Source organism: Streptomyces sp. NPDC058691 (assembly GCF_042714775.1).
GTDB lineage: Bacteria > Actinomycetota > Actinomycetes > Streptomycetales > Streptomycetaceae > Actinacidiphila.
Map to the genome: position 1 here is coordinate 1 of NZ_JBHXSO010000113.1, position 11,161 is coordinate 11,161.

9 protein-coding genes are annotated in these 11,161 nt (G+C 67.1%); 5 read left to right on the forward strand and 4 right to left on the reverse strand.

What is annotated here, in order from left to right; genetic code table 11:
* Positions 1-254: 254 nt before the first annotated feature.
* Positions 255-1,220, reverse strand: coding sequence for a quinone oxidoreductase family protein (locus ACFWVC_RS37770; RefSeq protein ID WP_384298829.1), 966 nt, complete (start codon positions 1,218-1,220; stop codon positions 255-257).
* Between the two features lie 207 nt (positions 1,221-1,427).
* On the opposite strand from ACFWVC_RS37770, the gene ACFWVC_RS37775 reads away from it, so the two are divergent.
* Entirely contained in the window at positions 1,428-1,859 is a 432-nt protein-coding gene (locus ACFWVC_RS37775; protein ID WP_384298832.1) for a MarR family winged helix-turn-helix transcriptional regulator, read from the forward strand.
* Between the two features lie 86 nt (positions 1,860-1,945).
* Here the strand turns inward: ACFWVC_RS37775 and ACFWVC_RS37780 are convergent, their stop codons facing one another.
* Positions 1,946-2,224 carry a hypothetical protein gene (locus ACFWVC_RS37780; RefSeq protein ID WP_384298835.1) on the reverse strand — a complete coding sequence of 93 codons (279 nt, stop codon included), beginning with the start codon at positions 2,222-2,224 and terminating at the stop codon, positions 1,946-1,948.
* 393 nt (positions 2,225-2,617) lie between these two features.
* Here ACFWVC_RS37780 and ACFWVC_RS37785 point away from each other — a divergent pair, with 393 nt between their 5' ends.
* Complete coding sequence (locus ACFWVC_RS37785) at positions 2,618-5,239, forward strand: FUSC family protein (protein ID WP_384298838.1); 2,622 nt, start codon at positions 2,618-2,620, stop codon at positions 5,237-5,239.
* 314 nt (positions 5,240-5,553) lie between these two features.
* On the opposite strand, the gene ACFWVC_RS37790 is transcribed toward ACFWVC_RS37785, so the two are convergent.
* Positions 5,554-5,754 (reverse strand): hypothetical protein, encoded by a 201-nt coding sequence (locus tag ACFWVC_RS37790; protein ID WP_384298841.1) that lies wholly within the window; start codon positions 5,752-5,754, stop codon positions 5,554-5,556.
* A gap of 874 nt (positions 5,755-6,628) precedes the next feature.
* On the opposite strand from ACFWVC_RS37790, the gene ACFWVC_RS37795 reads away from it, so the two are divergent.
* Both ACFWVC_RS37795 and ACFWVC_RS37800 read left to right on the forward strand, forming a co-directional pair.
* Positions 6,629-7,429, forward strand: a complete 801-nt coding sequence (locus tag ACFWVC_RS37795) for a hypothetical protein (protein WP_384298844.1) — start codon at positions 6,629-6,631, stop codon at positions 7,427-7,429.
* Between the two features lie 747 nt (positions 7,430-8,176).
* Complete coding sequence (locus tag ACFWVC_RS37800) at positions 8,177-9,259, forward strand: response regulator transcription factor (RefSeq protein ID WP_384298847.1); 1,083 nt, start codon at positions 8,177-8,179, stop codon at positions 9,257-9,259.
* A 76-nt stretch (positions 9,260-9,335) separates the two neighbouring features.
* On the opposite strand, the gene ACFWVC_RS37805 is transcribed toward ACFWVC_RS37800, so the two are convergent.
* The gene (locus ACFWVC_RS37805) at positions 9,336-9,821 is read right to left on the reverse strand and encodes a hypothetical protein (protein ID WP_384298850.1); all 486 of its coding nucleotides are present in this window, start codon (positions 9,819-9,821) and stop codon (positions 9,336-9,338) included.
* Positions 9,822-10,591: 770 nt separating this feature from the next.
* Here ACFWVC_RS37805 and ACFWVC_RS37810 point away from each other — a divergent pair.
* Positions 10,592-10,816, forward strand: a complete 225-nt coding sequence (locus ACFWVC_RS37810; RefSeq protein ID WP_384298857.1) for a response regulator transcription factor — start codon at positions 10,592-10,594, stop codon at positions 10,814-10,816.
* Positions 10,817-11,161 lie beyond the last annotated feature (345 nt).

Consider the following 11,161-nt stretch of genomic DNA (forward strand, 5'->3'; position numbering starts at 1 on the left):
ACCCACGGCTTGACGCTCACGCCCTCACGAACGGCTCAATCGTCGCACCGGTTACGGCTGACCTGCGCCGCTCCACGTGATCGTGTTACGAGCTCTAAGGGCTGTCCCGTAATCAATCACGTCCGGCTGTGGATGAGCTGATTCCGGTACTGCTCGCTCGTCGTATGCGGCGCCCCGGCCCCCGCCCCAACTGGGCATGCCGGCACACGGTGGCTGGGGCGACATCCGGCGCCGCCGGGCCACCGGCCGCCCTGTTACGGAATGAGCAGCAGTTTGCCCACGGTCCCCTGGGATTCGAGGTCGTGGTGTGCCTGGGCGGCGTCCTCCAAGGGATACGTCCGGTCGATCAGGACATCGAGTGTGCCGTCGCCGACCCACTGCATCACCTGGGAGGCGCGCTGCCGCCACTGGTCGGTGGACTCGTGGGGGGCATCGCCCCGGACGTGGACCAGGCGAACCCCGTCAGGCTGCACCCACAGATCCAGCGGCGGAATGGGGCCCCCCGCGCGGCCGTAGTGGACGAAGACGCCCCCGAAGCGCAGCGACGAGATACTGACGTCGAACAGAGTGCTGCCCGTGCCGTCGAACGCGAAGTCGACGCCCTCACCGTCGGTGAGTTCTCGGATGGCGGCACCCAGGTCCTCGGTCTCGTCGCGGACCAGCACCTTCCAGGCGCCCGCCTCGGCAGCCGAGCGCGCCTTGTGGGCGCGGGAGACCGTGGCGATCACACGTGCACCGCGGGCGGTGATCAACTGCGTCAGCATGCGGCCGACGCCGCTGGCGGCGGAATGCACCAGCGCCACCGTGCCACTGGGAACGGGAACGGCGTCGTGGGACAGGTGCTGTGCCGTCAGCCCCTGCATCAGCGCGCCTGCCGCGGCCTCGAAGGTCACGTTGTCGGGGATCGGGACGAGGCGCTCGTGCGGAACCGCGATCATGTCGGCGTAGCTGCCCATCACGTACTGCCAGGCGACCCGGTCGCCGATCTTGGCTGTGGCGTCCGCGCCGACGGCGGTGACCACTCCGGCACCGTCGGCCCCCAGACGCGCCGGCAGTTCGAGACCCTCGATCAGGCCGCGACGCATGTAGCTGTCCATGAGGTTGATGCCGGCGGCCCTGACCTCGACGAGCACCTTGCCCGGGGACAGTTCGGGGACGGGTCGCTCCTCGACGCGAAGGACGTCGGGTGATCCGAAACTGGGAAGGGAAATGGTGCGCACGATAGGTGCTCCTCGTTCAGATGGCGACGCGATGCGCCGCGGACCTACGAGACTGCAGGTTACATACATGAAGGCTTCATGCAAAATGGCCCAGGGATGCGTGATGTCTTCATGTAACCACACGTGGGTGGAACCGTCCTTCTGCGCCTTCCGGCACCCGGTTACCATGGTCTTTCGATCAGCAAGGGGACGTGAGGACAGCCACCCATGGGAACCAGGCAGCCACGGGACACCGGTGCGCAGCTAGCGGCCGTCCAGCAGTTGATGCGGCTGCTCGTCGCAACCTACGCACACGAGATGGACTCCCGCGCCGGCGACCTCGGCCTCACCCGGACCCAGGCCATCCTTCTCGGAACCGCCACCCAGCCCGGTTCCATCCGTGAACTGGCCCAGCGCATGGGCTGCGACCCGTCCAACCTCACGGGCGTGGTGCAGCGACTTCGCGAGCGCGACCTCATCGCGGTCGAACCTGACCCCGAGGACCTTCGCGCCAAGCGCATCTCGCTCACCACAACGGGCGTCGATACCGTCAGCCAGCTCAACGAGGGCACCGCCCAGCTCCTCACCGCGATCAGCACGGCCACTCCCACCCAGCTGACCACCTTCGAAAAGCTGCTCCGACGCCTGCTCGACCAGTAGCCGCGGGGGTGGACGGCGACCCGATCGCGAGCGAGCGGACAGGGGCGTCCTGTCGGCCGGTCAGCCGGTCAGCCGGTGCGCCGGGGCTAGCGGCCCGGCAGCTCGGCGGCGGCGGTGCCCGTCCAACTGCCCAGGAGTGCGAGGGTCTCGGCGGAGGGCGAGGCGGGTTCGGGGGAGTAGACGACCAGGTACTGTTCCGGCTCGTCCACCACCCGCAGGACTTCGAACTCCAGGGCGAGGTCGCCGACGAGCGGATGGTGGTAGCGACCCTTCCAGTGCCCCGCACCCTGCGCGCGCGGTGTTTTCCTGGATAGCGGCCGACCCTTCCTGGCCGGGTCCGGACGGCGTACCGCCCTCCCCGCCATAGCAGCACCCAGAGAGCGCCCCTTTTTCTGGACACAGGGGGCGATCGACGCGGAATGGATACGGAGAGAGGTGTCCCCGTTACGTTGGGCGAGCGCCAGTCTCATGCGCACGTCCCACAACTTTCATGTCGCCATCTGGCTGTGCCGTCTGTGCCAGAGCACGGGTGTATTCGTTGATTCCTCGACTGTGATGCCCATTCAGATGCATGAAGACTTCAAGCGCTTTACTCGAAGACCTCATGTATATAGTGTGCGGTAGTCGGGCTTTCCGCAGGCTGTTGGGCTGCTCGGCAACGTGAGTATCCGCCGTGTGATCGACGGCGAGCCACTCCGGACCACGATTGACCATCATGAGGAGAACCACGTGCATCCGCTGACATCGGTAGGTCGGCCATGGCGATGATCGACGCCGTCGACCGTTATCTCGGGTCCGACCCGGGCGGTGAGCGCATCCGGACGGCGGCGAACGGGGCGATCGCTGTTCTGGCGGCGATCGGGGCCTCCGCGCTGCTCGATGCCAACTTCCACATGTTCGAAGTGGCCGCATCGGTCCCAGGGGCTGGGGTCATCAATCATTTGGCCCCACTGCTTGTGCTGATACTCGGCGCGTCGGTTGCGCTGACGGCGTCTTTTGTCGTGGGTGAGCGAACCGTGCGTGCGCGTGCGGTGACGTCGCTGATCGCCTGCGTCGGCATGTGGGCGGGCCTGTCCCTGGCGATAGCCGTACATCCCCATCGGTTCGTCGGTCTGGTCCTGCTGGTCGTCGTTCCGGCCGTCGGCGCTTGGTTCCGACGCTACGGGGCGCGTGCGTTCGCGACCGGGTTCCCGATCCACGTCGGCTATCTGATCGGTTTTCTCGCGGGCGGCCAGATCAGCGTCGACCAGCTCGCGTGGCCCGGGGCCATCATCGGTGTGGCCGGCGCGGCGGCCTTCATCGTCGGGTTGGCGTTGTTGCCGGGCTACGCTCATGCGACGGCGCGAATGCAGCGTTCCTACCGCGCCCGTGCCCGTCGTGTTCTCACTGTGACCGGCGCGTTGATGGACGCTCCCGTGCACACCCCTGCCGATCATCGGCTCGCGCGACGGCTGCGGCGACTGGTCGTGCGTCTCAATGAGACCGCCCTGGTGCTCGACACTCAGTTGGCCACCGCGCCGGCCGACGACAACGACACGTCGGCCACGGACCGACGCCGCTCACTGTTCGAACACGAGCGCGCCGTGGTCACCCTGGCACGGCTCGCGCAACGACATGCTCACCGCCAACTGAGTCGTGAGGCACGGGATGACGCCCGAGCGGTCGTCACCGCCGCGCGGGAGCTCGATCGCGCCGCTCTCGAAAAGGTCGTCGGCCGTTTCCAGCGCTACCAGCGGGCCGACTCCGTGCCGCGCTTTGGGAGCCACGAAGACGGTGGTATCGGCGCAGTCGGCGCGGCCTGGGGTGCCGGAGAGATCGCCGAGCGCTACCACGAGGCGGCCCGCGCGCTGGTGTCCGCCATCAGCAGCCCCGACGCGGACCCTCACGTGCAGCAGGAACCGCGTCCCGCGGTGCATCTGATCGGCGGTTGGCTGCCGGGTTCGGGAATCGTGAACGCGATGGCATCGTCGAAACAGGGCACAGCACGGGTGGACCGGATCTCGCTGACCGTGAGCACCCGCGTCTCGGTGCAGCTGGCCATCGCGCTCAGTTTGGCGATCTTTTTCGGCGATTTGCTCAGTCCGTCGCATCTGCTGTGGGCTGTCGTCTCGGTGTACGTGACGTTCCTCGGTTCCGCCAGTGACCGCGAACAGTTGCACAAGTCCGTGTTTCGCGTCCTCGGCACGTTGGTCGGCGTGGTGGTCGGTGACGGCCTCGCCCGACTGACCGGGACGCAGCCGGTGGCATCGATAGCCGTGGTCATCCTGGCGGCGTTCTTGATGTCGTACTTCGGCAGGATCAACTACGCCCTCGTCGTCGGCGCGGCCACCCTGGGTGTCGCGCAGTTCTACTCACAGGCCGGCGAACTGACTTCCTCGCTGCTGGCCACGCGTGTTGAGGAGACCGCTCTGGGAGCCGCGTGCGCGATCATCGTCGGGCTGGCCGTTCTGCCACTGCGCACGACCCACGCGGCCCAGGTCGCGCTGGCCGGCTATCTGCGTGCGCTGGCGCAGGTACTCGACGGTCTTCTCGCGCCCGACAACCCGACCGCCGGGCACAGAGCGCGGACCGACACCCGCGTCCTCGATGCCAGTTTCCACGCAGCGACCGCGACGATCCGCCCGCTGGTCAGAACGCTCCTGGGCACCGCCAACCGCCGATGCCCTGAGATGCTGCGACTGGTGGACCTGTCCCACGAACTCGGTCGCACTATCGTGCACGACAGTTCGGCGCTGGCGCACCGCGGAAACGACCTGACGGAACTCGCCGGAATCACCCACCGGGCGGCATCGGCCGCCCGGGCTGTGGCGGACAACCTGGACGGCCACCAGGCCCGCCCGCCCGTCCCTTCCGCCGCCGCAGCACTGGAACCGGCGCGTCCCGAACAGCAGACGCCGGTCACCGGTAGCCTGCGCTCCGAGCTCGAGGACATCGAGCGTGTGCTGACCGAGCTGGCCCTGATGCCCGGGCTGGCGACCCCGGACGTCACGGTGGCCGCACACGGGCACGGCCGCCCTCGACCCGAAGACGCCACCGGCCCGTCCTGTCCCGGCACCAGGGCCGACGCACCACTCGGCGAACGAGCCGCCCCCGTGCCGGGCCTGTCAGGCGACGCCGCCACGGTCACCGTCAGCGGCACGCTGCGCTGCCCGCTGCACCCCGACGGCTGCGAGGCACGGATCACCCTGGTGACCGCCCAGGGCAAGTACTGTACGAAGATCAGGGCGGAGAACGGCCGTTACCAGATCACCGGACTTCCCCCCGGCGGATACACCCTGATCGCCTCCGCCTCACAGCACGCCCCGCATGGCGAATTCCTGCTCGTGGACCGGGCCGGCCGACAACTCAGGCACGATATCGCGCTCGCCCCCGCCCGCTGATCGACCCAGCAGCCGGTCGGCAACGCACGGCTGCGCGACGCAAACGAGCATGTCGTGCCCGTGCGGTCGCCCGGGGTGCGATGAAGGCCCTGCCCGCGTCGGCGGCGGCTCTGGTGCCGGCAAGTCGCCGCCGGTTGCGGCGTGATGAAGACGCGCAGGGCGACGCTCGCGGTGGCCGCCCAGTGACGGGGACCGAGCTCGGAACCCAGAGAATACACATGAAGACTTCATGTATTATTGGTGGGCAAATACGCCGGACATCAACATTTCGCATCCTCCCAAGGTTGAGCGCTCTGCACCGAACCCGGAGTGATTCAGTCGTTCGCCAGAAGCCACTGCCACATCTCCCTTGGCAGCTTCAGACCCATGCGCAGTTCGGCTTGGCTGATGGCCGCCGGGCTCCCCGGACCACCGAGGGCAGCGAAAAGGCTGGGGTCGTGCCGCTCAAGCCACGAGGTCACCCGGCCCCACGCCTCTCGTACGTCTCCTGTCTCGCGTATCGGCGTCTCACTCACCTGAGATCCCCACCTTGGCACGGTGTACTCGTTCGCTGAGCACGCCACTGACGTCGCCGGCACGCGAGGAGCGTTGCCCGGCCTCGAGGACTATGGAGTTGTCCATCCAAGGAAGCGACGACCGCTGATCATTCATAGGAAGACCGTATGCGAGGCCACTGACAAGGACTGACTCGGAACGAGTGATCGCGGACCGTCCACGGCGCCGGATGACCCGGTTGCGCGGAGCGGGTGGGTGAGCGCCGGTCGGTCGCTCCGGTGCTGGTGCCATGCAGCGGCTGCGGCCCGCATCGTGCCGTCCACTTGTCGGGGTCTTGCACCTCGCCCCAGAGTCGGTGCTGGGCTCGTGCGAACGCGGCGAGCCCACGCCTGGGAGCAGTGGCGAACGCAGGGTGTTGGGCCACGTCGCCGCGTTACTCGACCAGGTCCTGCACCACGTCGAGCACCTGCGTATGGGCATGCGCGATCTGCCGGCAGAGCTGCCTGAAGCCGTCTCCGCCGACTGAGTCCTGCGGTCGGCTAGCGGGGGAGCTTGGTAGTGCGTTCGGGATGAGCAGCCGCGATGTAGCGCATGGCGGCGCCGACGCTGATCCCGAAGAGCCCCATCAATCGGAGCGGGTCGGCTGAGAGACGGGCTTCGTCGAGGCAGTCTGCTCGCCTCACACCTGTCCGATGCCGCTGCCGGTCTTGTGACACGCATGAGCACTGAAACCTGCGATCAACTCTACGAGCTCATCGGCGAGCGGCTGCGCTCCACCCGTCTGGGAGGTGCGGCGCCGGCGGGCTCGAATAGCGCCCCGATGACACTGATTGGCAGAGAACCGCCGCCTCGGTACTCGCAGAGGCGATCGAGCAGGATCCGGAGTTCGCCCTGGTGCTGCGAAACGCGGTCGAATCAGCAGCAAGGGCGCAAGGGCAGGCGCATACGGGTGGCAGTGCCCATCACCAGGTTCATTTCGACGGGGGCGTGGACAATCGCCGGGGCGTCATCGCCGCCGATAATGTCGATCTCAGGGCTTCGGTCACGCCGACGGCAGCACACCCCAGGCCATCAGCTGACACGCCCGCCGCACCGTCGGCGGACATCATCGCCACAGCACCGCCGGATGTGACCTGGAAGCTCTTGCCGACGTCCGAAGACGGCGCATCGGAGTACTACGGGTTCGCGGTTCCGTTCTCCGCTTCAGCCGGGCCAACCCGGGTGAGCGGAGGCACCGCGGCGGGCTACGCTCACACACCTACGGGCGCGCTCATCGCCGGAGCGCAATTGAGTGCAAGGAGCGGGCCCAGCTCGGAGCGGCCGTCATGGGAGCCGACGATCACACGTCAATTCGTGCCGTCCCCGGACCGTGACCGGCATCTCGCGTGCCTCCGAGGGCAGGCGGTCCTGCCCGAACCAGTGCAGAAGGGGACGCTGGCGCAGGTAGGTGGCTTTGTCTGCCATTCGTACACACCGGACACCGCGGTGATCGGACTGGTACTGAGGTCACCCACCGCCCAGCTGGGGCTGATCGTGCTCGCGCTCAAGTGCCGCGGAAACGATTGGCAGATGGTGGCGCCACCGGGCGGCATGTGGACCTCGGTGAAGCGAACGCTCGGCGGGACCACCGGCGTTGTCCGTGAGGGACGCCGGGCTGACGTCGCCGCCGTACGAACCGGACGCGTTCGCAGCTGACCTCCGCGGCAGAGGTACACCCTGATCCGACCTGCCCGGCCGGTGCAGACCTCTCCGCTCGTTGCCCCGACTCTCCCGGAGCAACGCGTGGCGGCGAGGGTCGCGCACCGCCGGATGACAACGGGTCGACGACGGCAACACCTACGGCGACATCGCCATCCGCAAGGTGAGGCCGACCGGTACGGTGACCACCCCGCCCGCCCGCTTCCGGTGACGGGACCGGCTCCGCCCAGGGCGCGGTTCGAGGAGCCGGACGCTGTGGAACTCGATGGGCTCGAGATCGACAGTCCGCCTCCTGATTGGCCGGGTTGGCCCGAGTGGGCGGTCGATCGGTGGCCGTCCTTTGCGTGACGAGCCCTTGATGCGTTGGTTCAGTCCGCGACCAGCGGCTCAGGCGTGAGTGAGGCGGTCCGCGTGCGGACAGCACAGACCCAGAAGGCCACCCTCATCGTTGCCCTCCTGGACCGTGTGCGTACGTTTCCCTGAGCGAGTCACGGACGTGACCCGAGGGGGTTGGCGCCGAGGTCCCATGGAACCCGGACAACAAGTCGCAATTCGGTTGTGTACGGCATCGGTTGTGGCGCAGTCATTCAATTTGCTACGGAGTGGTATTCGTTGCTTCCGGCAATCGGATCCTCTATTTTGTAGGTGGTCCGAGGGTTCCACCGTGGCTTGCTCGATTATCGGACGAAATGCTTTGGATGTCATGGGTAGGGCAACTCTTGGAAGGCGACTGTGATCCTCCCGATGCACGGCGAGGCGGCCGAAACCAATCTGACTGTCTATGCATGGATCCTGAAGAACCGTCACGTTGACTTGGCGCTAATGCAGCAGGAACTGAAGTTGGCCATTGCGGAGCTGGAGGAAAGCCTCGAACGGCTCTGTGCCGCCGGCCTGGTGGTGCGGCCCGACGGTGACCTGGCCACTGGGTTCGCGGTGGATCCTGCTGTCGCCATCGCGAAGCTGACGGGCCCGATCGCATCGCGTGTGCGAGAGGAGGAGCGCCGCATCCTGGAAATTCGGGAAGAGCTGGCCCGTTTCACTCCTCTCTATGTGGAAAAAAGCAGTTCGTCTCAAGGGCTGGAGGTCCTTGGGAGTCTGAACGAGGTGCGGGCTGCCCTGAATCGCGAAGCGGCGCTGTGCCGGTTCGAGATGATCACGTGTCAGCCGGGCGGGGGATCGCGTAAGCCGGAGGCCATGTCCGAGGCGATGCAGCGCGATGCCGCGCTACTGGACCGGGGCGTGTCCATTCGTACGCTCTACCACCACACTGCCCGGTTCAACGGGCCCAGTCAGGCTTATGTGGCGGCCGCGTCGGCGCTGGGGGCGCAGTACCGAACCCTTCATGAACTCTTCGGGCGCATCATCGTCTTCGACCGGAGCATCGCATTCGTTCCCGTACAGGATCAGTCCTGGGGCGCGGTGATCCTGAGGGAGCCTTCGACGGTGGCGTACCTGTGCAACGTCTTCGAGGAGGCATGGGAGCGGGGCACGCCGTTCGCGGACGCTGCGAGCCAGGGCCTCGAGCAAGTCTCGCGCGAGATCCAGGAGACGATCGTCCGTCTGATGGCTGAGGGGCACAAGGACGAGACGATAGCCCGTCGCCTCGGCATGTCCCTGCGCACCGCGCGGCGGCACATCGCCGACATCATGGAACAACTGAAGGCGACGAGCCGCTTCCAGGCGGGTGTGGCCGCGGCAACCCACGGACTCGCGAAGCCCGCGGCCGCCGGCCAGGGCGACCACGCCCAAGGGGACCCGGACGAGAGCCGGCCGACACGTCCGTTGGGCGGATGCCCGGCATGCGACCAGGTTTCCGACGGCGCCTGAGCCGGGCTGTGGTATCCGACGACGTGACGCCGGTCCCCGGGGCACCGCTCAGTGCAGTGGGCCACGGACCGATGTGTCATTCCGCGGCGGGCTCCGTCACCGGCGGACGGTCGCCGATGAAGGTGAAAAGGTAGGTCGACGGCTGTACGACCGGCTGAATGACCCACGAGTAGTTCGGCGGGATGTACAGGACCTCCGTCGTGCGGAGCTGGAATCGGACGGGGCCCTCGATCGGCGGTGTTTCCTCCCGTTCCCGGCGTTCGCCGAGGTCGGGCAACAGGGTCCAGTGTCCGCTGCCCGAGATCTGATGGACCAGGGTGTCACAGGGAGCTCGGGCTGCTCGAACGCTCAGAGGGGCCTGTTCACTGCAGACGGTTCGTACGGGCCTTCCGAGGAGATCGGAGAGACCTTCGGCCAGCAGTTCCCGATCTGACTCATCAGCGAGGGGACCGCACGCCGGGTGGTCGTGCTCCGGCCACACGACTCCGGGTGCTCGGCCCAGGAAGACCGATGCGAACGCGGCGACTTCCTGGCAGTGCAGCGCTGGGTCGGTGGTCTCCACCGGACTCCCTTCATCGTTGGAACCCCGCGTACAAGGCGGCAGGGGCGTCGTACCGGCGGTCCGCTTTCCGGGGGGTGGCTGAAAGTCTGGTGCAACCGTCCGGGATGTCGATGGCAAGGCGCAGATTGACGCCAAAGCTCCACTGGACGCGGTGCGGCTCGAAGGCCGTGAGGGCCGGCGGGGTCGAGGGATTCCAGTGACGGTGCGTGCCGATGATCATCGTCCTGCTTTCCGGCATGTGCAAGTCACGAGAATCTGTTGACCGGGCGATCCTTGAATGATGCATGTGACAAAGGCATCGCCTTCCGGTCGAGCAGGTAAATGCCCTGTGGCATCGTTTCGTCGCATCCTTTCTAGGTTGTTTTGTTCACTGGTCTACCTGGTGCCAGACAGTTTGATGAGGCGGTGCGGTCCTGGTGATCGGTGTTTCCGCGTTGCCATGCTTGTTGCGGGGTCGCGGGTCGAAGTGGCGCGCGCCGGTGCAGAGGAGGAACTTCCATGACTGGTCGCAAGGCGGCAGTTCGGGTCGCGGTGGCCGTGGCCGCGGTCGCCGCCGCATGCCTGTCCGGGCAGTCGGCGACCGCCGAGCGTCCTGGCGTGCCGCACAGACACGCCGAGGCTTTCGTGACCGTGCAGGCGTGCTCCGAGTTCTGCACGTATGACAGTTCTTGGGGTGGCCGGGTGCGCAGCGGGTCGAACGGGTAGCGGGACAAGAGTGTTTCCGGTAGTTCGATCAGGGCTGTCCATGGCCCCGCGGATGTCCGGCGCGCATGTTCCCCACTCCTAGAGAGCGAGAGATCCTCGTGATGTTGTGCGAGGGTCTGACCTATCAGGCCATCGCGCGTGAGATGGGGATCAGCCCGCACACCGTGGACGCCCACATTCGTCGGCTCCGGCGCAAAGCCGGCGTCACCAACCGTTCTCAGCTGGTGGTCCTGGCGATGCAATTGGGTATCTACCAGGCCACAGCAGGAAAAGCAGGCATGGACGGATGACGAGAGGGAAGCCGCCAAGCGGCTTCCCTCCCCGTCGACCATCGGGGGTTCAGTCGGCCACGCCGGCGGACCCCCTTCACCATTCTCGGCCCGAGTGCGCCCGCTCCGCGCGCCAGGGTGGGCCTGACGGTAACGCGTGCCCGCAGTGACGACTTCGCCCTTCGCCGACCCCCCTTGTTCCTGGGTGAGTTGAGGCCGCGGACCAGGCCTTCCGGCCCGTCATCGTGTTCCGGGACGTGGAACTGCCAGTACGCGGTCCCGCAGCACCGGGAAGTCGGCGCGGGTCTTGGCGACGAGGCCGGGGTCGAGATCCACGGTGAGCACTTCCTCGCCCGTGCCCGCCTC

Excerpts from the sequence above, each read along its gene's own strand:
- ACFWVC_RS37775 (WP_384298832.1), top strand. The coding sequence starts at position 1,428 with ATGGGAACCAGGCAGCCACGGGACACCGGTGCGCAGCTAGCGGCCGTC.
- ACFWVC_RS37780 (WP_384298835.1), bottom strand. The coding sequence starts at position 2,224 with ATGGCGGGGAGGGCGGTACGCCGTCCGGACCCGGCCAGGAAGGGTCGG.
- ACFWVC_RS37785 (WP_384298838.1), top strand. The coding sequence starts at position 2,618 with ATGGCGATGATCGACGCCGTCGACCGTTATCTCGGGTCCGACCCGGGC.
- ACFWVC_RS37800 (WP_384298847.1), top strand. The coding sequence starts at position 8,177 with ATGCACGGCGAGGCGGCCGAAACCAATCTGACTGTCTATGCATGGATC.
- ACFWVC_RS37810 (WP_384298857.1), top strand. The coding sequence starts at position 10,592 with ATGTTCCCCACTCCTAGAGAGCGAGAGATCCTCGTGATGTTGTGCGAG.